Below are 22,155 nucleotides of genomic sequence, written 5' to 3'. Positions count from 1 at the left end.
ACCACACCAAACTCCATTCGTTTCCTCGACATCACCCGAGCTCGCCGGCCCGAGAGCCGACGCCTCGTTCGTCACATCGACAAGCCTCCCAACGAATCACGACATCTCTTGTCGTGTATTTCTGTAGGGTTTTTCGTATGCGCGCCGACCGGCTGGTCTCACTGGTGCTGCTGCTGCGGCGGCACGGTCGGATGTCGGCGCCCGCGCTGGCCCGCGAGCTCGAGGTGTCGACCCGCACGGTCCTGCGCGACATCGAGGCACTGTCCGCCGCGGGCGTCCCGGTCTACGCCGAACGCGGCCGGCACGGCGGTTTCACGTTGCTGCCCGGATTCCAGACCGAGCTCACCGGACTGAACCACGACGAGGCCCTCGCCCTGCTGGTCGCCGGGTCACGGCGCGGCGCGCAGGCGTTCGGACTCGGCTCGGCGCTCGCCTCGGCGATGCGCAAGCTCGTCGACGCGCTCCCCGAAGGCCACCGGACCACCGCCGCCGGCGCGGCCGAGCGACTGCTCATCGACCCCGAGACCGACCTGCTCTCGCGCCGTCCCGTCCCCGACGAGGTTCCCGACGGCGTCGTGGCCGAGGTCCGGCGCGCGGTCCTCGCCGGACACAAGCTGCGCATCCACTACGCGGCGATCGACCAGCCGCCCACATGGCGCACGGTGGACCCGATCGGCCTGGTCACCGTCCGCGACAAGGGCTACCTGCTCGCCACCAGATCCGGCTCGGACCGCACCTACCGGCTGTCGCGGATTCGGGCCGCCGAGGAACTCGACGAACCCGCGCAACGACCGGACCGGGTCGACCTGGACCGGGCCTGGCAGGAACGCGGCACGCGGTTCCGAACCGGCGGCGACCAGGTCACCGTCCTGGCCCGCGTGGACCCGACACGCCGCAAGGACCTGGCGGACACCGCCCTGACCGTCCGCGACGAACGAACCGACGCCGACGGACGGCTGCGACTGGAGGCGACCTTCCAGGACGCGAGACACGCCGAATGGGCCCTGTGGCAGCTCACCACGCACGCCGAAGCCCTGTCCCCGCAGTGGTTGCGCGACTCCCTGCGCGCCCGCGCCACCGCCATCGCCGCCCTCTACGCCCCGCGACCAGAAGCCACGCGACCCGGCACACAGGACTGAGTTCGCCTCACCCAGCAGCGCCCATGCCCTTCGACACACCAGAGACTGATGGCGTCTTCGAATCCGGTGCGGGTGGGCAGGCCGAGGAGTTCGACATCGACGTTGTCGACGCCCTACGCGGAGCGGCTGGTGCCGGGGGTCCCCCTCACGAGGACGCCGACGCGTCGGGCGATGACGTCCACGAGTTGGGGCGCCTGCGGCGAGACGGCTAGGAGCAAGGCGAGGGCGTGGGTCCGGGCAAGGTGGCGCTCCCCGGTCCACTCCTCCCTGACGCGGGGCGATGCGTCCCCAAGAGCAGGCGACGGCCTTCCCGACGATCCGGCGGGTCCGCGCCGCCTCGGCGAGCGTGCCACGCACCGGCCCCGGAGCGGGATGAACGCGACTCGATCAGCGGATGCTCGGGCAACGCCACCGGCGACCCGGCGCACCTCTACACACTCCTCCACGCCGCCCACCCCCAGCCGCCCACGACGGCCCCGTCGCCAGCGCGCGGGGGTCGTCGGCGTCAACGGACCGGACGAACCGGGCCCAGTATCTCCCTGTGGCATGCGCGCCTCCGACCGATCACCGCGTCCCTCCACCGCACCCCGGCCCGGACGGCGGCGACATTCGAATCCCTGATGGGCGAGGGGGACGGTCGTCGGGCTTAAGCGGCAATCGAACGGCCAGTCACGTTAAGGAGCCCGGCGGGCGCGTCTCGTCGTGACTGGTCGCTCCGATGCGGATGGCGTCGGACGGGCGGGGGTTGCTGCGTTGAACGGCCCATGTTGGTGAAGGGGTATCTGAAGGCTTGGCGGGCCTTCCGGGGATCGGCTTCAAGATCTACAAAAACGTTGGCTTCTTGAGGATCCCGCAGCAGGCCCGACCGAGCCGCTGCCCTTTTCGCGCGTACGTGGTTCCCTCAAGAAGGGGCCCGCCGGGCTGGCCGCGCTGTTCGCGGCCGCGCTGACCACCATCACCGCCGAAACCCTCCCGATGGGCCTGTTACCGCAGATCAGCGACGACCCGCAACCTCCCAGGCATGAACGGGATCCCTGGTCGGCGGCTACACGCTGCTCATCATCGCCGTCATCGTCCCGCTGACGGCGATGACCGCGCAGTGGACCACCCCCGGCTTCTCGGGGCTCCTCACCGGGAGGATCACCGGACTCGGTCCCACGGGATGCCCTCGATGCGGGTGATGTTCTGCTCGCCCCATTCCCCCAGTGACGCCATGGCGGTGTTGAGGGAGTGCCCGAACTCTGTCAGCGAGTACTCCACCTTCGGTGGGACCTGGTGATAGACCTCGCGGTGCAGGAGCCCGGTGGTCTCCATCTCCCGCAACTGCAGGATCAGCACGCGCTCGCTGATGCCAGGGACCGCGCGCCGCAGCGCCCCGAAACGCAGCGGTCCGTCTTGCAGGGCGAAAAGGATCAGTCCCTTCCACTTGCCGCCTATGACGGCGATGGCGGCATCGAGCCCGCAGGTAAACGTCCGCTTGTTCGTCTTCTCCACCAGCATCCTCACTTACATCTTTGTTAGTACCTGATGAAATAGTAGGTACTTGAGTCAATATCCGTGTAGCCGCCAGCATGGACCGGGCGCCTCCCCAGGACCGTTAGGGGCATCGGCGGCGCACGACTCCGACTCTTCTCTTGCGACCCTGGAGCTTGGATCTGATGGGAAATCACCCGACCCCGGTCACCGTCCTCGGACTGGGTGCGATGGGCACAGCACTGGCCGAGGCCTTCGTCCGGGCCGGACATCCGACCACCGTCTGGAACAGGACCCCAGCCAAGGCCGCGCCTCTCATCGCCATGGGGGCAACGCACGCCGAGGCCATCGACGACGCGGTGGCGGCAAGCCCGCTGGTCGTCACCTGCCTGACCACCTTCGAGGACACCCGGCTGGCTCTGGAGCCGGCCGTGGCGTCACTGCGCGGACGAGCCCTCGTCACCCTCAACAGCGGCTCCCCGGCCGGTGCCCGCGAAACCGCCGCCTGGGCCACCGACCACGGCGCGCGCTTTCTGGCCGGGGCGGTCAAGAACGTGCCCTCGGCCGTGGGAGCCCACGACACCCTGCTGTACTACAGCGGCGACAAGACCGTCTTCGAGGAGTTCGAGACGACGTTGAAGGCGCTGGGCGGCGACACCGTCCACCTCGGCGACGAGACCGACCTGGCCGCTCTCTACGAAATGGCGGTGGGCGCCCTCCTGCTGCCCGCGCTGGTCGGCTTCTTCCAGGGCGCCGCCGCCATCCAGGCGCGCGGCCTGCAGGTGAGCTCCATGGTCCGCTTCACCGGCAAATGGCTGGACATGATCACCAACCTGTTGCCGGTCTACGCCCAGGAAATCGACAACGGCCACTACACCGATGCCGCCTCCTCGGTGAACCTCTTCCTAGCCGGGATTCCCGACGACGAAGACCTGGGCAGGGAGACCAACGTCGACACTTCCTGGCTCGCGCCCCTGCATCACCTGGTGAGGCGGGCAGCCGAGGCCGGCCATGGCGACCACAGCATCTCCGCGCTCACCGAAGTGCTCAAGAGACCGGAACAACCGGCCTGACCCCCTACCCCCGGTCGACTGGACTCCGGGTGAAGGAAACCGCCGCCACAACCTTCCAGCGACCGCCTACCTACGGCCAGTCACGACAAAAGGCGTCCCACGGCTCCTTAACGTGACTGGCCGTTCGGTTGCTGGTCAAGCCCCGTCGTCTACTCGCGGGCTGCTGAACCCGGGTCGGCGGTGCCGTCCGAGGTCGTCTCAGGCCCGATGTGGAGGACCTCGCGGGCCTGTTCGGCGGCGCGGACGGTGCCCTCGCTGACGATCTCAAGGAAGCGGGCGGTCTTCTCCAGCCGGACGGCGGCGGGGGTGTGCGCGCCGAGAACGGCGGAACCCTGCCGGGCGGTCTCGATGATCTGGGTGAGAGACCGGATGGTGGCGGTCATCGACCGGAACCAGACGTCGTCGTCGACGATGTAGCGCTCGCGGCGGCGTTCGTCGCGTTCACGGCGGACGAGGCCCTGGCTCTCCAAGAACGTGATCGCCTTGGAGATGGACGCCGGGCTGACCCGCAGCCGCCGGACGAGTTCGGACGCGGTGAGGCTACCGGAGTCGGTGATGGTGAGGCAGGTCAGGACCCGGGCCATCATCTTGGGCACACCCGACGCCATGAGGACGGTGGTGAAGACCTCCGCGAACTCGCTCACGGCCTCCGCGTCGCGTCCGTGCGGCTGGGGAACCGGCTCCGTCCCCCGGGACGGGGCGGACCCGCGTCGGCGGGCGCGGAGCTCGGTGGCGCGATGGGCCAGGTCGGCGCGGTACTCGGTCGGGCCGCCGTTCCGCATCACCTCACGGGTGATCGTCGAGGTCGGACGGCCGAGGCGGCGGGCGATCTCCGCGTAGGCGAGGCCGTCCGCCAAGCCCACCGCGATCTGCTGACGCTCCTGCTGGGTGAGTCGGCCTCCCGGCACCGCGACCTCCTTCGACGACCTCCGCCGCCCGCAGCCTAGCGTTCCCACTCAGCTCATTGCAACATCCGAGCGTCTGGTCATTGCATTGAGCTGAAGCTTATCGCAACGATTTCTCGCGACTAACCTGCGATAACACACTCTCCATGCAACGAGTTTGTTGCTCGAACAGAGAAGGCAACGTAGCTTTCCATTATTCGAAACGACCTGCGAAAGAAGTGCGATGCAGAAGCTCACCACCCGGGCGCCTCGGCCTCCCCGGACGCTCGAACCGCCCACGGCGGCACCGTCGCCCGCAGCCTTCAAGGAGAGTCACCGATGAGCGACGCGATCACAGCACGCGGGCTGCGGAAGTCCTACGGCGACAAGGTCGTGCTGGACGGGATCGACCTGACGGTCCCCCGGGGAACGGTCTTCTCCCTGCTGGGGCCGAACGGGGCCGGTAAGACGACGGCGGTGCAGATCCTGTCGACCCTGATCCGGGCGGACGGCGGCGAGGCGACGGTCGCGGGCTTCGACCTGACGCGTCAGGCGGACGACGTCCGCGGCGCGATCGGGGTCACCGGCCAGTACTCCGCGGTCGACAAGCTGCTGACCGGTGAAGAGAACCTGCGGCTCATGGCCGACCTGAACCACCTGCCGCGCCGGGAGGGCCGGCGCCGGGCGGCCGAACTGCTCGACCGGTTCGATCTGGCCGAAGCGGCGCGCAGGCCCGCCTCCACCTACTCGGGCGGGATGCGGCGACGGCTGGACCTGGCGATGACCCTGGTCGGCGACCCCGAACTGATCTTCCTGGACGAGCCCACCACCGGCCTGGACCCGCGCAGCCGCCGCTCCCTGTGGCGAATCGTGCGGGACCTGGTCGCGGGCGGCGTCACCATCTTCCTCACCACCCAGTACCTGGAGGAGGCCGACGAACTCGCCGACCGCATCGCCGTCCTCGACCAGGGACGGCTGATCGCCGAAGGCACCGCCGAAGAGCTCAAGCGGCGCGTCCCCGGCGGCCACGTGGCGCTGCGGTTCACCGGCGACGACGCGCTCAACCGTGCGCTCGGCGCGCTCGGCCGGGGCTTCGTGGACCCGGCCGACGACGACCGGCTCACGCTGCGGATCCCCTCCGACGGCGGTGTGGCGTCCCTGCGTGAACTGCTCGCCCTGCTCGACGCCGCCGGTATCGAACCGGCCGACCTCAGCGTGCACACCCCCAACCTCGACGACGTCTTCCTCACACTCACCGGTCAGCACACGGAGGCCACCCGATGAGCGCCCTCACCCTCGCCACCCGCGACTCCTCCACCATGGTCCGGCGCCAACTCAAGCGCCTGGTCCGCTACCCGTCCATGACCGTGCAGCTGATCCTCACGCCCGTCGTCATCCTGGTCGTGTTCGTCTACGTCTTCGGTGGCGCTCTCGGCGACGGACTCGGCGGCGGCCGCGGCGCCTACATCGACTACGTCGTCCCGGGCGTCCTGCTCATGGCCGTGGCCACCGCCGCGACCGGAACCGCCGTCATGGTCGCCACCGACATGACCGAGGGCGTCATCGCCCGTTTCCGCACCATGCGGATCTCCCGTGCCTCGGTCCTCACCGGCCACGTCGTCGGCGCCGTCGTCCAGCAACTGCTCGGCATGGCCGCCGTGATCGGCGTGGCCCTGGCCATGGGCTTCGACCCGAACGCCACCGCCGTCGAGTGGCTGGCCGCGGCCGGGCTGCTCACCCTGTTCGTCATAGCGGTCACCTGGCTGTCGGTCGCCCTCGGAATGAGGTCCTCGACACCCGAGGCCGCCAGCAACGCCCCCATGCCCCTGATCCTGCTGCCCTTCCTCGGCAGCGGTTTCGTCCCCACCGACTCCATGCCGACCGTCCTGCGCTGGTTCGCCGAATACCAGCCCTTCACCCCGGTCATGGAGACCGTCCGCGGCCTCCTGCTCGGAACCCCCATCGGTAACAGCGCCGCCATCGCCACCGCTTGGTGCATCGGCATCGCCGCCGTCTCCTACCTCTGGGCCAGGCACACCTTCAACCGAACGTGAACCGCATCAACACGGCCGTCACCCCCCCCCGGGGGGGCGTAGACATGGGTCGGACCGAGGCCCGGACGCATCTCCGGGAGGCGCGTCACCCAGGCCACACTCCGGACGGGACCTCACCGCTCGAGATCCTGCACGTACGCGAGGCCGGGGCCGGCGGCCCCGGCCAGTCGGCCTCGACCGGGCCGAGCCCGCGCATGACCGGTCTCGCCGTCGGCGTCGTCCCCGCCTGATCGTCCCCGCCTGATCGTCACCGCCGCCGGAGCGGGTGGCGCTTTGGTCATCGCACGTCAACGTTCCGGCCGGTAAGACCGGGCCCGGCGCAGCCGCGGGTCGACGGCCGTTCTCCAGGGGGACACGCGCGATCGGTCATCGGCCGGGCTTCTCCTCGGCGGGCGCTGGGAGGACGGGCCGCGGTGTTCGCGTGACGGCCTTGCCGACGTTGAGGACCACCGCCGCGATGATGACGGTTCCACCGAGAACCAGGTTCGCGGTGAGCACCTCGTCCGCGAGCAGGGTTCCGAGCGCGACGGCGACCATCGGGTTGACGTAGGCGTAGGTGGCGACGGTGTCGGTGGGCAGGTGGGCGATGGCGTAGACATAGGCCGTGAAGGCGACCATGGAGCCGGCGACGATCAACCAGAGGAGGCCGACGATGGAACGGGTGGTGATCGCCGCGAGGTCGAGCCGGCCGAACTCGCCCGTCACGGCGGCGGCGATGATCAGCAGCAACCCGCCGGCGAGCATCTCCAGCGCCGTCACCACCATCGGGTGCGACGGCAACGGGACGCGGCGGGAGCAGACCGAGCCCGCCGCCCAGCACACCGACGCGAACAGCACCACGGCGGCGCTCAGCACGTCCACGCGGGCACCGGGACCGCCGATCAGCACACCGACCCCGACCGTGCCGAGCAGAAGCGTCAGCGTCATCGTGCCCGTGACCCTTGTCCGGGTGACCACCGCGTTGATCAGGACCATCCAGACCGGCACGGTCGCGACGATGAGGGCCGCCGCGGCGGAGTCCAGGCGGGTCTCGCCGACGCTGAGCAGGCCGTTGCCGCCGACCAGCAGCAGCGCGGCGATGATCAGCACCGAGCGCAGTTGCCCCGCGGTCGGGCGCGCGGCTCCGCGAGCGTGCCGCGGGCCGACGAACGCGAACATCACCAGCCCGGCCGTCAGGAACCGGACACCGGCCATGAGCAGCGGCGGGATCGTGTCCACCGCCTCGCGGATCGCCAGATAGGTGGACCCCCACACGATCCACACGGTGACCAACGCCAGCCACGCGACCACCGGCCGGTGAGGCAAATTAGGGACAGCAGACATGTAGCCTCACTAACCAAGGCGAATTGGACTGTACGGCTACGAAAGATAAGGTTGATCTCCCATGAAGGGCAAGTTCTCACCATGAGCAGACAGCTGGACGAGGTGGACCGGACGATCCTGAGAGAGATGACGTCCGACGCCCGGCAGACCATCCGGGCGCTCGCCGCGACCGTGGGGCTCTCGGAGCCGTCGGTGCGCGACCGGCTGCAACGGCTGGAGCGCGACGGGGTGATCACCGGCTATCACGCGGCCCTGGATCCGGCGAGCGTGGACGCCGACACGACGGCGTTCGTGGCTCTGCGGTTCACGATGTCGGCCAAGGCGGAGGTCAACGCGGCGCTCGCCGGCGATCCCCGCGTCCTGGAAGTGCACGAGGTGGCGGGCGAGGACTGCTACTGGCTGAAGGTGCGCGTGGCCGGAACCGGTCCGCTGGCGGAAACGCTCGACCACATCCGCGCGATCCCCTCGGTGACCGGGACCAGCACGACCATCGTGCTGCGCACCGTCTTCGAACGCCCGCTGGGCGTCGACGCCTCAGGCCCCCGGTGACCGCACACGCCCGACCCGCCGACGCCACCGCCCGGTAAAGGCCTCGGGCGGGTACCGGCCTGCCGGTGCGTCGAGTTCGACACGGCCCTTTCCGACGTGGCCGCGAGACCGCCCCGTCTGACCGAGGTCTTCGAGGTGGCCGCCCCGCAGGACGGCCGAGCCCGCGCCCGGTGGAAACGCGGCTTCTTCCGAGCCGCGCGGCGGGCGGCCGGGATCGGGCGAACCATCACGAGCAGGCGATTCGCCGTCCGCTGTTCCTTCAACGAGGGGTCGGACGAGGCCCGTGCGCGAACCGTACCGTGATGGACAGGCCGCCCTCGGGGCGGGCGGTGGCGGTCAGGGACGCGCGATGGGCCTGCGCGACGGCGTCGACGATCGCCAGACCCAGACCGTGGCCGTCCTGACGGCCAGGCGCCAGCTTCTCGAAGGCGTGGAAGAGCCGCTGAACCTGGTCCGCAGGGACGACCGGGCCGCTGTTGACGACCGTGAGCGCCACCCGCGCGCCGGACGTCCCCGTGGTGACGTCCACCTGCCCGCCCGCGTGGTTGTGGCGGACGGCGTTGTCGACGAGGTTGGCGACCAGGGCTTCGAGCAACCCCGGGTCCCCGGCCGTCACCGCGGGCGCCAGGCGCCAGGTGAGGGCGACGCGCCGCTCGGCCGCCTGGTCACGGCGGGAGGCGAGCACCCCCTCGACGACGTCGGCGAGGTCGACGGCGTCCCGGCGGGTCACGCCGCGTTCGCCCGTGGCCAGGGTGAGCAGCGCCCGGACGAGCCGCTCCTGGTGCGCGCCGAGCTCCAGCGCGTCCCGGCAGACCGCGCGCAGGGAGTCGGTGTCGGCGCCCGGGTCGGCGAGGGCGACCTCCAACAGGGTGCGCAGCCCGGCGAGCGGGGTGCGCAGCTCATGGGAGGCGTTGGCGACGAAGTGGCGCTGCGCGTCGAAGGCCGCCTGCAGGCGGGCGAACAGATCGTCGAGGGTGCCGCCGAGCTCGGTCAGCTCGTCGACCGGTTCGCCGAGGTCGAGTCGCCGGTGCAGATCGCCCGCCGAGATGACCTGGGCGGTGGCGGTGATGGCGCGCAGCGGGCGCAGGAACCGTCCGGCGACGAACCAGCCGAGCGCCCACGCGACCGGAACCAACACGACCAGGGCGACCACCGACCCCGCCAAGAGCCGGCCCAGCCCGAACCCGGGCCCGGACCCGCTGGTCACGCCCGACACCGGGCGGCCCTCGGGTCCGGCCGCGTCGACGCTGGCCAGCGGGACGACGACCAGCACGAGCACGAACACCCCGGCGGCGTACACGCCCGCCGCGTACCCGAGCGCGAGCCGCGCCCGCAGCGACCTCCCGGCCGGCCGCCGGGACGTCATGACGGCCCGATGCGGTAGCCGCCCTCGCGGACCGTCTCGATCACGGGCGGGTCGCCGAGCTTGGCCCGCAGCCGGCGCATGGTGTGCTTGACGGCGCTGCTGAACGGGTCGGCGGCCTCGTCCCAGACCCGTTCGAGCAGCTCCTCGGCGGACCGGACCACGCCGGGCACGGCGAGCAGGCATTCCAACAGCGCGAACTCCTTCGGGCTGAGGTCCAGGCGACGACCGGCCCGGGACGCGGTGCGGCGGGCCGGATCGAGGGTGATGTCCCCGCACTCCAGCGTCGGCGGCAACGGCGGGGTCGCCCGGCGCGCCAGCGCGCGGACCCGCGCGACCAGTTCGGCGAACGCGAACGGCTTGGGCAGGTAGTCGTCGGCGCCGAGACCGAGCCCGTCGACGCGGTCCTCGACCGTGCCGGACGCGGTGAGCATCAACACCCGGGTCGCGCACCGGCCGTGGGCGAGCCGCCGGCAGATCTCGTCACCGTGCACGCCGGGCAGGTCCCGGTCGAGGACCACGACGTCATAACGGGTGACGGCCAGGCGTTCCAGGGCGCCGGTCCCGTCCAGGACGACGTCGACGGCCATGCCCTCGCGGCGCAACCCCGTCCCGATGGAGCGGGCGAGGATCTCGAAGTCCTCGACGACCAGGACCCTCACCGCCGCCCACCGCCGATCGACGCGCGGACAAACCTGCCGCCGGGTGGAGGTGCCATGATCCGACGATGCCAGATCCCCGGTCGCGGCCCGGTCGCGGCCGCCGCGACCGGGCCGCGACCGGGCGCCGCGTACAACCGTCGGCATGAAACCGACTGCCATCCGTGAACCCGCCGCGACGGGCATCGTCGTCGCCGGGCTGCGCAAGCGGTACGGGACGACCCCGGCCCTCGACGGCATGTCCTTCACCGTCCGACCGGGACTGGTGACCGGCCTCGTCGGGCCGAACGGGGCCGGAAAGTCCACCACGATGCGAGTGATCCTCGGGCTGGACGCCGCCGACGCGGGCACGGCGCTCGTCGACGGACGGCCCTACCGGAGCCTGCGGCGTCCACTGAACCACCTCGGCTCACTGCTGGACGCCGCCGCCCCGCACCCCGGCCGCAGCGGCCGCGACCACCTGCTCTGGCTGGCGCACGCGCAGGGACTGACCGCGCGACGGGTCGACCAGGTGATCGACCAGGTCGGCCTCACACCGGCGGCGCGCCGCAAGGCGGGCGGCTACTCGCTCGGCATGCGGCAACGCCTCGGAATCGCCGCGGCGCTGCTGGGCGACCCGCCGACCCTCATGCTCGACGAGCCGTTCAACGGCATGGACCCCGACGGCATCATCTGGACGCGCCGCCTCCTGCGGTCCCTGGCAGCCCAGGGCCGCGCCGTACTGGTCTCCAGCCACCTGATGGGCGAGATGCAGGACATCGCCGACCACCTCGTCGTGGTCGGACGCGGCCGGGCCGTCGCCGACGCCGCCGTCACCGAACTCCTCGCGGCCGCCTCCGGCGACCGGGTCGTCCTGCGGACCCCCGCCGCGGCCCACGCCACGCGGATCCTCACGCGCGCCGGCGCGACCGTGACGGCCACCGGCCCACACACGGGCCCCGACACCGTCACCGTCTCCGGCCTGCCCGCGGAACGGATCGTGACGCTGCTCGGCGGGAACGCGGTGCCGTTCACCGAGGTCACGGCGCACCGCGCCACCCTTGAGGACGTGTACCTGGAACTCACCCGCGAGACCGTCGAGTTCCCCACCTCCCCGCAGGCACCACGATGACCCGCACCGCAACGCCGCACCGGCCCGGCGGGAGCGAGTCCGGGCGGGACGGCTTCCCGCGGGTGCTGCACGCGGAGTGGACCAAGTTCCGGACGGTCCCGGGCTGGGTGTCCGGCACCGTGACGGCGGCGCTGCTGGTGGTACTGTTCGCCGCCCTCGCCGGAATCAGCGCCGACCAGAAGGACGCGCCGCCCGTCCCGATCGGACCGGGCGGCGGGCCGGTCACCGACAGCTTCTACTTCGTGCACCGGCCGCTGACCGGGAACGGCGGCGTCACCGTCTCGGTGTCCGCGCTCCACAGCCTCATCCCCACCGGCCCCGCCGACCTGCGGCCCGGTGCCGTGCCCTGGGCGAAGGCCGGACTGATCATCAAGGACGGCACCCGCCCGGGATCCCCCTACGCCGCGATCATGGTCACCGGCGGTCACGGCGTGCGGATGCAGGACGGCTACGTCCACGACACCGCCGGCCCGTCCGGCCCCGCCACCGCCGCGTCCCCCCGATGGCTGCGGCTGGACCGCACGGGCGACACGATCACCGGCCACGCCTCCACCGACGGCACGCACTGGACGAAGGTTCGCACCGTCCACGTCACTGGCCTCGGACCGACCGCGCACATCGGGCTGTTCGTCGCGTCACCACCGTCCGTGCACGGCATGGGCACCCGCGGCACCGTGTCCACGGCCGTCTTCGAGGACCTTCGCGTCCACGGCCACGGCGGCGGCGGGTGGACGGGCGAGCAGGTCGGACCCGACTCCCCCACGTTCGCCGGCTACCTGGCGAACACGACCGGCTCGTTCACGGGATCCGGCGGCCGCCTCACGGTCACCGGCGCCGGCGACGTGGCGCCCGCCGTCCGCGAGACCCTCCCGACCGGCGGCACCCTCGCCGACATCCTCACCGGCACGTTCGCCGCGCTCGTCGCCGTGACCGTTGTCGCGGCGCTATCCATCACCACCGAGTACCGGACGGGCCTGATCCGCCTCACTCTGACCGCCGGCCCGAGCCGGGCCCGGGTGCTGCTAGCCAAGGCGGTCGTGCTGGGAGGCGTCACCTTCGCCGCCGGGCTGGCCGGAGCCCTCCTGGCGGTTCCGCTCGGCGAGCGGCTCGCCCGCACCAACGGCGTGTACGTCTTCCCGGCGACGTCCGCGACCGAACTGCGGGTCCAACTCGGAACCGCGGCGACGCTCGCGACCGCGTCGATCCTGGCCCTGTCCCTCGGCGCCGTTCTCCGGCACGGCGCCGGGGCGGTCACCGCCGCCATCGTGGCCCTCGTGCTGCCCCACCTGCTGACGGCCGTCCCGTTCATGCCCGCGGACGCCTCGAACTGGCTGGCCCGGGTGACGCCGGCCGCGGCCTTCTCCGTCCAGCAGACCCTCGAACGGCCCCACCAGGTCACGAGCATCTACACGCCGTACAACGGCTACTACCCGCTCGCGCCCGGGGCCGGGTTCGCCGTCCTGGCCGCCTACGCGGCGGTGACCCTGGCCGTCGCGGCCGTGCTGCTGCGCAGGAGGGACGCGTGAGATCGGCCCTGCACGCGGAATGGACGAAGATACGCACCGTCTCCGCCCCGCTCCGGCTGCTGCTCGGCGGCGTCGCTGCGACCGTGGCCCTGAGCGCCGCGGCGGCCTCGGTGGCGACCTGCACGTCCCCGACCTGCGGCGGCGACCCGACCAGGCTCAGCCTCACCGGCGTCATCCTGGGCCAGGCCTTCGTCGCCGTCCTGGCCGTCCAGGTCATCGCCGGCGAGTACGGCACGGGCATGATCCGCACCACCCTGCTGGCGACGCCGCGCCGGACCGTCACCCTGGCGGCCAAGGCCGTCACCCTCACCGGCGTCGTCACCGCGGCCGGGACCGTCGCGGTCCTCGGGTCGCTGCTGGCCGGACGGTTCATCCTGCCCGCCCCGTCCCCGGTCGACGGCCCGGCGCTGCGCGCCACCGTCGGCTCGATCCTCTACCTGACGCTGATCGCCCTGCTCGGCCTCGGCCTCGCCACCATCCTGCGGGACTCCGCGACCAGCATCGGGACCGTCCTCGGCGTGCTCTACCTCTTCCCCGTCCTCGCCCAGGTGATCGGCGATCCGCAGGCGCAGCGGCTCCTCCAACGCGCCGGGCCGATGAGCGCCGGACTCGCCGTCCAGGCCACCACCGGCCTCGACGACCTGCCGATCGGCCCCTGGACGGGCCTCGCCGTGACCGCCGGATGGGCCGCCGCCGCGCTTTTCACCGGCGGCCTGCTCCTGCACATCCGCGACGCCTGACCCGCCGACCGGACCACGTCACCCCGGTCTCACGCTGCCCGGGTCAAGGACCTTTCGGCGACCGCGCTGCCTCGTCCGCCCAGGGTGGTCCAACGTGGCGACCGGTCGCCGGCGGTCGTCAGCCCCGCAGAAACGCGCGCACCTGCTCGGCGACCGGTTCGGGCACCGTCCAGAACGCGGAATGGTCCTGGTCGGGCAAGGTCAGCACGGTGACATCCGGCAGGATCGCGGCCAGTGCGTGGGCGCCCTCCCGGATGAAGGCCTCACCGTTGCCACCGACGGCCACCGCGATCGGCGCGTCGATCGACCAGCGGTCGGCGGGCAGTGGCCTGCCGTCCTGGAGGCCGCTCAGGATCTCACCGTCGTAGGCGTAGGTGTGGGCGTACTCGGCCATCCCGTCCCAGGACGGGTCCTGCCTCATCATCGGGAGGAACTCGGCCGGAACCCCGACCACCTCGGAGATGAAGTACTCGACGGCCTCACCGCGCCGGCCCGCCGCGACCAGGGCCCGCTGATGCTCGACATAGCCGGCGGGCGCCGGAGGCCGGGACTCATCGACGATGAACGGCGGTGCATGTACGTGCCGACTTCCACGGCGTCACCGCACTTCATAGGTGACCTGCCCGCCCATAATGGTTGCCGGGGCGGCGGGAGAAGGGGCGTGGCGTGATGTCGGGGGAAGAGGGCTTCGACCGTCGGATCGAGCCGTTCCGGACGGAGCTGCTCGCGTACTGCTACCGGATGCTCGGGTCCGTCCACGACGCGGAGGACCTTGTTCAGGAGACGTATCTGCGGGCATGGCGGGCACGCGCCCATTACGACGAGACGCGCGGTTCGCTGCGGACCTGGCTGTACCGGATCGCGACGAACGCCTGCCTGACCGCGCTTAGAGCCCGGGGCGGCAGGCCACTGCCGTCGGGGCTGGTGGACGCGTCGGATCCGCTCGCGCCGCTCGTCCCGGCAGAGCACGCCTGGCTCCAGCCCCTGCCGGACTCGCTGCTGGGGGCGGGCGACCCGGCCGTGACCGTGATCGACCGCAGCAGCCTGCGGCTGGCGTTCGCGTCCGCCCTGCAGCATCTGTCGGCGCGGCAGCGCGGCACGCTGATCCTGCGTGACGTGCTCGGCTTCCCGGCGTCCGAGACGGCGGAGATCCTCGACACCACCGTCGTGTCGGTGAACAGCTCCCTGCAACGGGCACGTGCCCGTCTGAAGGACACCGGGATCCGGCAGGAATCGGTCGGCGAGCCGTCCGCGGCCGAACAGCGCGCCTGGGTCGAGCGCTACATGAAGGCGTTCGAACTCGCCGACGTCGAGGCCCTCAAACGGCTGATCACCGAAGACGTCCTCATGGAGATGCCGCCGATGCTCAACTGGTTCACCGGACGCGAGAACTACGGGCTGTTCATGGACCGGGTGTTCGGCGCCGCCGGGAAGGACTGGCTCCTCAAGGAGGTCACCGCCAACGGCGGCCAGCCCGGATTCGCCGCCTACCGGCGGGACGGCGACGCGTACCGGCTGCACACGCTCCAGATCTTCACCGTCACCCCCAGCGGCATCAGTCGGAACTCGGTGTTCCAGGACACCGAAGTCTTCACGGCCTTCGACCTGCCCACCGAAAATCCCTGACGACGGTGCGATGAGTTCGGGCGACCCCGCAGGTATGTATCGGCGAACTCACCGGAACACCCCGGGCGAGCCGATCACAAGGGAGAACCCGATGCCGAACACCCGTGTCGAGGACGAGGCCGCGATCCAGGCCGTGCTGGCCGACTCCTACAAGGCGTGGGCCGCCGGAGACGCCGACGGCATGGTCGCCGACTACACCACGGACGCGACCGCCATCCTGCCCGGCTCACTCCGCGACGGCCGCGAGACGATCCGCCGCAGCATGGCCCAGGGCTTCGCGGGCCCCCTCAAGGGCAGCTCCACCTACGACAAGCAGCTCAGCATCCGCTTCCTCGGCCAAGACGCCGCGATCGTCATCAGCGAATCCGCCATTCTCTTCCCCGGCGAAACCGAGATCACCGACGACCACCGCAAGGTGAACGCCACCTGGGTCTTCGAGAAGCGCGACACCCGATGGCTGATCGCCGCCTACCACAACAGCCCGACCCTGACCCCCGAAAAGTAGTCCGCCTCCAACGGAACACCCTGCAATTCGGTGGTAAGACGCCCTGCTTCTCGCGTGCGCGGCGGGTGACGGCCGGATTCCCCGGAAGCCGGCCGTCACCAACGACCGTTCCGCTATTTCCGATGGACGGGTAGTCACTGTCCGGCCCAGTGGACTGCCTCCGACAGGTCGTCCTAGGCTCCGGCCTCGGGACGGGCCCGGCCAGCGTGCCGTACGGTACGCGGCGGGCCTTACGACGTCGACTGGCTGAAGAAGGGCACAAGCCCGCCGCGGGGATCGGCCGTTACCTGAGAGCCGCGCCCCTCGCGCAGGCACTGCTGCCGTGCCGCGTCCTTTCCACCAGCGGAACCGGCATCGTCCAACCAGACGTGGAGTTCTTGCACGTCAGTCCGGCTCACCCGTGGCGGCGAGCCCCGGGGAGACCGGCTATTGAGACGCTGCGGAATCGTCTCGCGACTCTTCCTCGCTCGTGTATGCCTTGAAGGTTCGAGGAATGACCCATACATGGTTGACGAGGCCGATGGCAAGAAGGATGCCGGTCGTTTGAAGCGCGAAACCCGGAGATTTCTCGTTCGTGGTCCGGGAACCGTTCGCGCGCACCGAGACCTCTTTGCCTTGGTCGGCGCGGCGAGCGCCGTCGATCTTGCCGGTGTGGCGGACGCCGTCGACAACCCACGAGCCGTGGCAAGTCGTTACAGTTCCCGTCCTTCCGGCGCCGCTGCGGGAATCGCATCGTTCGACGAAGGCCTTGGTCTCGGTGCCCGTCACGTACGTCCATAGGCCGGGAGCCACGAGGACGGCCCAAAGAATCACCAGGGTGACCCAGATGAGACAGCGGGTGATCCTGCTGAGGGACTTGGCTGTGGAACGTTGCACCTGATCATTTAATCGGAGGTTGTGCGCGTGTGGGCGGTATCGACGGGACATTTGGGGACAGGACGGTGCGGACGCCACGGATCGCCGTCACGTCGGTGGCGGGGGCGCGGTCAAAAAGGAGCAGGTCAGCGTGGAGGCCGATCGCGGACGAGCCGATCTCGGCCGCCATCGGCCGTCCGATCAGCGCCCGGCCCAAGATTCGTCATCGTGCGGCGAGGCGGCGGCGAACGGACGCCTCCGCGCAGGGCCGTAGTTCACAGTCCCGGCCACAAACCGATTTATCTTCGACCGCCCGCACGGCGCGACCCGACCGACTGTCGTCGACGATCAGGTGTTGGGCATCGGCGCCCCGCACGTGCCTGGCGTGTCGCGCGACTCGGGCTCACCCGGGACGCCAGGCCTCCCCGCGCCGCCACCAGCGCCGGGCTGCGTCGCGTTCTCGACCGACGAGTCCGCGACCGCCGGCACGCGACGCCGGCGTCTCCGGTGTCTCACGCACGTCGTCAGACCCCGCGCCGACCTCGGGCGAGCAGGGCGGCAAGGTCGTCGGGGACGGGCATGGGCCGGGTGAGGCCGACGCGGGCACGTCCGGTGTTGCCCTCGGGATAGCGACCCAGGGCCGAGCCGGGCGCGGCCACGACGATGCGCATGACCTGCCCGAGCGCCTCGCGACGGTCGCGCTGAGCCAGGGCGAGGGCGAGCATGGCGATGTGGTTGCGGGTGTGCGGCCACGGCCAGGGTTGCGACAGGATGTGCGCGCGTTCCAGGTGCCTCCACCGGGCTGCGGGGTCGGTTGCGGTGCGGGCGGCGGCCATCTCACGGGCATAGGCGTCCCGCACCTGCGCGGGCATCGTGCGACCGAACATTCCGCTGGAGGCCGGCGTCCCCGCGCCGATCGCCACGACCGCCTCGGCCAGGTTGTAGGTGATGGTCGCGGCCACGAACCACCGGGCCCGCCGCGCCAGCAGCGCGCGGCGTCTCACAGAAAGGCCGGGTGACGTCCGCGGCGGCAGCGCCGTCATGGTCGCGCCGCTCCCCCGAGGTCCTCAGGCCCACGCCCGCCCACCTGCGCGTCACCGTCCGCGCCATAGGTCGGGCACAGCGCCACGGCACGGTCGGTGGCGGCCAACAGGTGCTCGGCCGAGCGCAGCAGGTCGAGCAGTTCCGGGACGGCGATGAAGTAGAACGACTGGCGCCCCTCGGCGCGATAGTCCACCAGCTTGCAGCCGCGCAGGCACGCCAGATGCTTGGACACCGTCGACTGGCCCATGTCCAGTTCCCGTGTCAGGTCCACCACCCGCGCCTCGCCCCGCGCCAGCCGCTGCACGATCGACAACCGCACCGGATCGGCCAGCGAGTGGAACAGCGCGGCCGCCGGCGCCAGCCCGTCCAACGAAGTCATTCCACAATCGGAATCAATCACCACAACGCGATGATATGCCTTGGCCGTGGTGTGTCAAAGTCGAGACCCATGCCGCGGCCAACGCGATCGAAGCCCAGCGGTCGATCACGATCGTGTGCCTGTGGGGCGGCGGGTTACCGGCCTCGGTCAACGGGCTGCGGTTCATTGTCCCGGTTCAGACGATCAACGCCGGTCTGGCCCCGACGTACTTTGTGAGTGGCAGGTTCAATGTGGGCGTACGCCGTCGATGGCGATCGCCAGCAGACAGTCGGCTTCGGCGGGGCCGTCGGGTTCCTGCTCGGTGGCCAGGGCGATGGCGCTGACGAGCTTCAACAGATGGGTGATGGCGATGTCAGGGCGCACGGCGTCCGCCGCTCGGGCGCGAGCGAGGAGGGCATCGCCAGCGTTGGTGATCATGTCATGACAGGTACTACCGAGGGTCGGGTCGCCGCCGCCCATCAGTGACGCGCCCAGGCCCCGGTTGGCCACCGCGTGTGCGCCGACGGCGCGGAGCCAGGTGAGCAGCGCTTCGCCCGGATCGGGGGCGCCGAGCAGGTCGTCGGCCTTGGCGCACAGAGCCTCCACGCGATCTTTGAAGACCGCCTCCAGAAGCGCCTGCCGGGAGGGGAAGTGCCGGTGCAGGGTGGCCGAGCCGACTCCCGCGCGGCGGGCGACCTCCTCCAAGGAGGCATCGGCGCCGTGCTCGGCGATCAGGGCGCCCGCTGCGGCGATGATCCGGTCGACGTTGCGGCGGGCGTCGGCGCGCATCCGCTGGCGGGGCGGCACGGCGGCGTCCTTGGACACTGGGCACTCCTGGCGACTTGATAAATGGGGCGGTCCTCCATATCGTAGCGGACGATAACCGGTGGACCACCCCATTTAAGGGCGGTTCGTCTTCTGCGCGGACGCGAGGGAGAGACAGTGACGCCGACGAACAAGACCGTCGTGGTGGTGGGAGCGACCGGCCTGCAGGGCAGGGCCGTGACGCGCCACCTGCTGCGCGGTGGCTGGCAGGTGCGTGCGCTCACCCGGGACCCGAACGGGATACAGGCCCAGGCGCTGGCGAGGGTCGGCGCGCAGGTGGTCCGGGCGCGAATGGAGGACGTCGATTCCGTGACCGCGGCGGCCGAGGGCGCCTGGGGGCTGTTCAGCGTCCAGCCCACGGTCGGCTCGCCCGGCACCGCGCCGGACTTCACGACCGAGGACGAGGTGCGCTGGGGCGTGAACGTCGCCGAGGCCGCGCACGACGCCGGCGTCGGGCACCTGGTGTTCACCTCGGTCGCCGGCGCGGACCGCCACCCCACCGAGAAGGTGCCGGTGAACCTGGTCAGCAAGTGGCGGATCGAGCAGCACATCGCCCATCTCGGCCTGCCCGCGACGATCTTGCGGCCGGTCTCCTTCATGGAGAACTTCACCGGCGGATACGCGCTGCGGAACGGGACCCTGACCACCGGGCTCGCACCGGACACGGCCCAGCAGATCATGGCCGTCGACGACGTGGGCTTCATCACCGAGCTGGCGTTCCGCCACCCCGAGGAGTGGATCGGCCGGGCGGTCTCCCTGGCCGCCGACGAACTCACCCCGGTCCAGGTCGCCGAGGCCATCGGCGAGGCGCTCGGGATATCGCTGCCCTACGTCCAGATCCCGATCGAGGCGATCCGGAACCTGAGCGAGGACTTCGCCTATGCCAACGAATGGCTCAACGAACGCGGCTACCGCGCGGACATCGCGGCCACCCGGCGGATCCACCCTGCCGCGATGGACTTCTCCACCTGGCTGGAACGCACCGGCGCCGCCCAGATCTCGGTGTTCATGAACTCCTCACGCACCGCGGGCCAGGGCGCGTGAGCCCCCGCGCACCCGGCCTCGGACGTGTCGGGATCTGGGCGGGGGACTTCGACCTCCTCTCCGCCGCCGATGTCCGGCAGGCCGCGGCCGCGATCGAAGATCTCGGCTATGGCACCCTGTGGTTCCCCGAGACCACGGGACGCGAAGCCATGGCGCAGGCCGCTCTTCTGCTGGCGGCCACCCGGCGGATCACCGTGGCCGCCGGCATGGCCGACATCTACGCACGCGACGCGGTCACGGCCGCCGCCGCACAACGCACCCTCCAGGAGGCCTTCCACGGACGATTCCTGCTCGGCCTGTGGGACGGTCACCCGAGCCTGGCCGAGGACATCCGCGGCCACCGCTTCGGACCGCCCCTGGCCACCATGCGCTCCTACCTCGACGCGCTCGACACCGCCCCGTTCGGACCACCCGCCACGACGAATTCACCACACCGCGTACTGGCCGCCCTGGACCCCGGCATGCTGGCGCTGGCCGCCGAACGCACCCAGGGCGCGACCGTGCTGGGCATGCCCACCGAATACACCTCCACCGCCCGCAAGACCCTCGGAGACGACCGCCTCCTCGCCGTCACCCAACTGTGCGTACTCGGCCACGACCGCGAACACACCGGCGAACTGGCCCGCACCACGGCCGAGGCCGCCCTCCCCAACCGCCGCGACCTGCTGCGCGGTCTCGGACACCCCTCCCCGGACGCGCTCGACGACCGGCTCGTCGACGCGATCGTCGCCCACGGCCTCGCCGAGGACATCGCCCACCGCGTCCACGAACACCTCGACGCCGGAGCCGACCACGTCAGCCTCCACCTCCTGACCGCCGAAGCACATGTCCCGCCCATACGGCAGTGGGAGGAACTCGCCGCGCATCTCCCGAACTGACCAGCGCACCGACCGCGGTTCCTGGGTTCCTCAAGCCTCGGGTAAGCCCCGGTGGCGCATCCCGGTGATCACGTGCGTCTGAAGGTCTCCACTGGGCGGCCGGGGCGCCAGAGCCGGATCACGAGCTCGTCGTCCTCGACCGCCGTGACCACGGCTTCGTGGAGATCGAGACGGAACACATGGAAATCGCCGGGGGGCTCAGAACCCGTGGTGAAGGCGCGCTTCTCCCGAGGGTCGGTGACCTCGACCGCGACACCGGCGACCTTGACGTCACCGCCCTCACCCGGATGCGCGTGGATCGCGCACCGGCCGTCCCGCCGCAGATCGAGAGCCTTCACCGCGTTCGACATCGAGCCGAACGACAATTCCCCCGCAACGAAGTCGACCTCGCTTCCGCTCACCCGCGGCGCCCCGTTCTTGCGCAACGTCGCCAGGATGTGGGTCTTGGCTCCTTGGAATCGGACCTTCACCACTGATGCGAGCTCATCGGCCTCGGCCTCGAACTGTTCCCACGTCGCCATCCCAGCAGTCTGACGACCAGGACCGACATTCGCTCGCGTCACCTGCGCGCACGCCGGCCTCGATGAGACAGGGCGCCAGGCCGTCACAGAGACCTGGCCTCCCTCCGGCTCACACCGACCCGCGCCCGAGCCGAACAGAGCGTCGGCTGATCGCTCTCGCTGACGACATCACCATCGTGGGTACGGTTTTGCGACGGGGTTATGGGGGCGCGGGCCGGCTGCTATTCGTTAGGGTGATCGTCGTGTTGGGGACGGCCTCGGAGTATGGATGACCTTGGTCGATCGGGCTGCGCCTCCCCGACTTGCGACATCATGACGTCCGAAGAAACCCGCTTCCTTGACCAGTACCGCGAACACCTTCTCGGCGTGGAGATCGCGGCGCTCTGGCGGCTCTGTGCCGTCTCCGACGAAGGGCCGATCCGGCTACCGGATACCGTGGTCCTCGAACTCGTCGGCGGCGAGTTCGTCTCGCTCACTTAGACGTCATCTCATTTGGGTTGGCGCCGGTAGTCTGCGGCCGTGGAGATGGTCGAGCGGCTGGTGCCGGAGGAGTTGTGGGAGCTGTTCCAGCGGGTGGTGCCGCCCGCTCCGAGGAGGCCGCAGGG

Annotated in this window: 25 protein-coding genes and 1 pseudogene; 15 read left to right on the top strand and 11 right to left on the bottom strand. The window is 70.8% G+C overall.

Annotation, left to right across the window (positions count from 1 at the left end):
- The first annotated feature begins 137 nt into the window (after window positions 1-137).
- The gene (locus D0T12_RS16480) at window positions 138-1,139 is read left to right on the top strand and encodes a helix-turn-helix transcriptional regulator (protein WP_117400505.1); all 1,002 of its coding nucleotides are present in this window, start codon (window positions 138-140) and stop codon (window positions 1,137-1,139) included.
- A 1,140-nt stretch (window positions 1,140-2,279) separates the two neighbouring features.
- Here the strand turns inward: D0T12_RS16480 and D0T12_RS16470 are convergent.
- Window positions 2,280-2,639: a winged helix-turn-helix transcriptional regulator gene (locus D0T12_RS16470; protein WP_117400503.1), complete on the bottom strand. Its 360-nt coding sequence runs from the start codon at window positions 2,637-2,639 to the stop codon at window positions 2,280-2,282.
- A gap of 158 nt (window positions 2,640-2,797) precedes the next feature.
- Between D0T12_RS16470 and D0T12_RS16465 the strand changes: the two genes are divergently transcribed.
- Entirely contained in the window at window positions 2,798-3,685 is an 888-nt protein-coding gene (locus D0T12_RS16465; protein WP_117400502.1) for an NAD(P)-dependent oxidoreductase, read from the top strand.
- Window positions 3,686-3,834: 149 nt separating this feature from the next.
- Here the strand turns inward: D0T12_RS16465 and D0T12_RS16460 are convergent, their stop codons facing one another.
- Window positions 3,835-4,593, bottom strand: coding sequence for a helix-turn-helix domain-containing protein (locus tag D0T12_RS16460; RefSeq protein WP_117400501.1), 759 nt, complete (start codon window positions 4,591-4,593; stop codon window positions 3,835-3,837).
- A gap of 315 nt (window positions 4,594-4,908) precedes the next feature.
- Here D0T12_RS16460 and D0T12_RS16455 point away from each other — a divergent pair, with 315 nt between their 5' ends.
- The 3 genes from D0T12_RS16455 to D0T12_RS16445 are packed head-to-tail and all read left to right on the top strand — an operon-like array spanning window position 4,909 to window position 6,853.
- The gene (locus D0T12_RS16455; protein WP_117400500.1) at window positions 4,909-5,853 is read left to right on the top strand and encodes an ATP-binding cassette domain-containing protein; all 945 of its coding nucleotides are present in this window, start codon (window positions 4,909-4,911) and stop codon (window positions 5,851-5,853) included.
- Window positions 5,850-6,623 carry an ABC transporter permease gene (locus D0T12_RS16450; protein ID WP_117400499.1) on the top strand — a complete coding sequence of 258 codons (774 nt, stop codon included), beginning with the start codon at window positions 5,850-5,852 and terminating at the stop codon, window positions 6,621-6,623. Before D0T12_RS16455 ends, D0T12_RS16450 begins: the two co-directional genes overlap by 4 nt.
- 44 nt (window positions 6,624-6,667) lie before the next feature.
- A complete protein-coding gene (locus D0T12_RS16445; protein WP_147339528.1) occupies window positions 6,668-6,853 on the top strand; it encodes a hypothetical protein in 186 nt (61 codons plus the stop codon).
- A gap of 136 nt (window positions 6,854-6,989) precedes the next feature.
- Here the strand turns inward: D0T12_RS16445 and D0T12_RS16440 are convergent, their stop codons facing one another.
- Window positions 6,990-7,946 (bottom strand): EamA family transporter, encoded by a 957-nt coding sequence (locus D0T12_RS16440; RefSeq protein ID WP_117400497.1) that lies wholly within the window; start codon window positions 7,944-7,946, stop codon window positions 6,990-6,992.
- Window positions 7,947-8,027: 81 nt separating this feature from the next.
- Here D0T12_RS16440 and D0T12_RS16435 point away from each other — a divergent pair, with 81 nt between their 5' ends.
- A complete protein-coding gene (locus tag D0T12_RS16435) occupies window positions 8,028-8,495 on the top strand; it encodes an Lrp/AsnC family transcriptional regulator (RefSeq protein ID WP_117400496.1) in 468 nt (155 codons plus the stop codon).
- A gap of 259 nt (window positions 8,496-8,754) precedes the next feature.
- On the opposite strand, the gene D0T12_RS16430 is transcribed toward D0T12_RS16435, so the two are convergent.
- Window positions 8,755-9,861, bottom strand: a complete 1,107-nt coding sequence (locus D0T12_RS16430; protein WP_117400495.1) for a sensor histidine kinase — start codon at window positions 9,859-9,861, stop codon at window positions 8,755-8,757.
- Window positions 9,858-10,520 carry a response regulator transcription factor gene (locus D0T12_RS16425; RefSeq protein WP_117400494.1) on the bottom strand — a complete coding sequence of 221 codons (663 nt, stop codon included), beginning with the start codon at window positions 10,518-10,520 and terminating at the stop codon, window positions 9,858-9,860. The genes D0T12_RS16430 and D0T12_RS16425 overlap by 4 nt, the downstream gene beginning before the upstream one ends.
- 142 nt (window positions 10,521-10,662) lie before the next feature.
- Between D0T12_RS16425 and D0T12_RS16420 the strand changes: the two genes are divergently transcribed.
- The 3 genes from D0T12_RS16420 to D0T12_RS16410 are packed head-to-tail and all read left to right on the top strand — an operon-like array spanning window position 10,663 to window position 13,894.
- Complete coding sequence (locus tag D0T12_RS16420) at window positions 10,663-11,628, top strand: ATP-binding cassette domain-containing protein (RefSeq protein WP_199487501.1); 966 nt, start codon at window positions 10,663-10,665, stop codon at window positions 11,626-11,628.
- The gene (locus D0T12_RS16415; protein ID WP_117400493.1) at window positions 11,625-13,154 is read left to right on the top strand and encodes a DUF1349 domain-containing protein; all 1,530 of its coding nucleotides are present in this window, start codon (window positions 11,625-11,627) and stop codon (window positions 13,152-13,154) included. The genes D0T12_RS16420 and D0T12_RS16415 overlap by 4 nt, the downstream gene beginning before the upstream one ends.
- Window positions 13,151-13,894 (top strand): ABC transporter permease, encoded by a 744-nt coding sequence (locus tag D0T12_RS16410; RefSeq protein WP_117400492.1) that lies wholly within the window; start codon window positions 13,151-13,153, stop codon window positions 13,892-13,894. Before D0T12_RS16415 ends, D0T12_RS16410 begins: the two co-directional genes overlap by 4 nt.
- Window positions 13,895-14,012: 118 nt before the next feature.
- Here the strand turns inward: D0T12_RS16410 and D0T12_RS16405 are convergent, their stop codons facing one another.
- Window positions 14,013-14,318, bottom strand: a complete 306-nt coding sequence (locus tag D0T12_RS16405; RefSeq protein ID WP_147339527.1) for an alpha/beta fold hydrolase — start codon at window positions 14,316-14,318, stop codon at window positions 14,013-14,015.
- Between the two features lie 245 nt (window positions 14,319-14,563).
- Between D0T12_RS16405 and D0T12_RS16400 the strand changes: the two genes are divergently transcribed.
- Window positions 14,564-15,520, top strand: coding sequence for a sigma-70 family RNA polymerase sigma factor (locus D0T12_RS16400; protein ID WP_117400490.1), 957 nt, complete (start codon window positions 14,564-14,566; stop codon window positions 15,518-15,520).
- 91 nt (window positions 15,521-15,611) lie between these two features.
- Window positions 15,612-16,025, top strand: a complete 414-nt coding sequence (locus tag D0T12_RS16395) for an SgcJ/EcaC family oxidoreductase (RefSeq protein ID WP_117400489.1) — start codon at window positions 15,612-15,614, stop codon at window positions 16,023-16,025.
- 426 nt (window positions 16,026-16,451) lie between these two features.
- On the opposite strand, the gene D0T12_RS34885 is transcribed toward D0T12_RS16395, so the two are convergent.
- The 4 genes from D0T12_RS34885 to D0T12_RS16375 form a co-directional block, all read right to left on the bottom strand.
- Window positions 16,452-16,793, bottom strand: a complete 342-nt coding sequence (locus D0T12_RS34885; protein ID WP_147339526.1) for a hypothetical protein — start codon at window positions 16,791-16,793, stop codon at window positions 16,452-16,454.
- A 611-nt stretch (window positions 16,794-17,404) separates the two neighbouring features.
- On the bottom strand, window positions 17,405-17,923 hold the full coding sequence (locus D0T12_RS16390) for a DUF3703 domain-containing protein (RefSeq protein WP_233526107.1): 519 nt from the start codon (window positions 17,921-17,923) through the stop codon (window positions 17,405-17,407).
- A complete protein-coding gene (locus D0T12_RS16385; RefSeq protein ID WP_117400488.1) occupies window positions 17,920-18,303 on the bottom strand; it encodes an ArsR/SmtB family transcription factor in 384 nt (127 codons plus the stop codon). Before D0T12_RS16385 ends, D0T12_RS16390 begins: the two co-directional genes overlap by 4 nt.
- Window positions 18,304-18,528: 225 nt before the next feature.
- Complete coding sequence (locus tag D0T12_RS16375; RefSeq protein ID WP_233526106.1) at window positions 18,529-19,107, bottom strand: TetR/AcrR family transcriptional regulator; 579 nt, start codon at window positions 19,105-19,107, stop codon at window positions 18,529-18,531.
- A gap of 117 nt (window positions 19,108-19,224) precedes the next feature.
- On the opposite strand from D0T12_RS16375, the gene D0T12_RS36570 reads away from it, so the two are divergent.
- Together D0T12_RS36570 and D0T12_RS16365 are read left to right on the top strand one after the other, a co-directional pair.
- Window positions 19,225-20,151 (top strand): NmrA/HSCARG family protein, encoded by a 927-nt coding sequence (locus D0T12_RS36570; protein ID WP_117400486.1) that lies wholly within the window; start codon window positions 19,225-19,227, stop codon window positions 20,149-20,151.
- Window positions 20,148-21,029 (top strand): TIGR03620 family F420-dependent LLM class oxidoreductase, encoded by an 882-nt coding sequence (locus tag D0T12_RS16365; protein WP_233526105.1) that lies wholly within the window; start codon window positions 20,148-20,150, stop codon window positions 21,027-21,029. Before D0T12_RS36570 ends, D0T12_RS16365 begins: the two co-directional genes overlap by 4 nt.
- 68 nt (window positions 21,030-21,097) lie before the next feature.
- On the opposite strand, the gene D0T12_RS16360 is transcribed toward D0T12_RS16365, so the two are convergent.
- Window positions 21,098-21,637: a pyridoxamine 5'-phosphate oxidase family protein gene (locus D0T12_RS16360; protein ID WP_325050815.1), complete on the bottom strand. Its 540-nt coding sequence runs from the start codon at window positions 21,635-21,637 to the stop codon at window positions 21,098-21,100.
- A gap of 225 nt (window positions 21,638-21,862) precedes the next feature.
- Between D0T12_RS16360 and D0T12_RS35360 the strand changes: the two genes are divergently transcribed.
- Window positions 21,863-22,030 carry a hypothetical protein gene (locus D0T12_RS35360; protein ID WP_158581515.1) on the top strand — a complete coding sequence of 56 codons (168 nt, stop codon included), beginning with the start codon at window positions 21,863-21,865 and terminating at the stop codon, window positions 22,028-22,030.
- Window positions 22,031-22,069: 39 nt separating this feature from the next.
- Window positions 22,070-22,155 (top strand): annotated as a pseudogene (locus D0T12_RS16355) (IS5/IS1182 family transposase); the annotation flags it as partial.

The sequence above is a fragment of the Actinomadura spongiicola genome (genome assembly GCF_003432485.1).
Taxonomy (GTDB): Bacteria; Actinomycetota; Actinomycetes; order Streptosporangiales; family Streptosporangiaceae; genus Spirillospora; species Spirillospora spongiicola.
The sequence above is the reverse complement of the archived record's forward strand: the minus strand, read 5'-3'. Positions and strand labels throughout refer to the sequence as shown.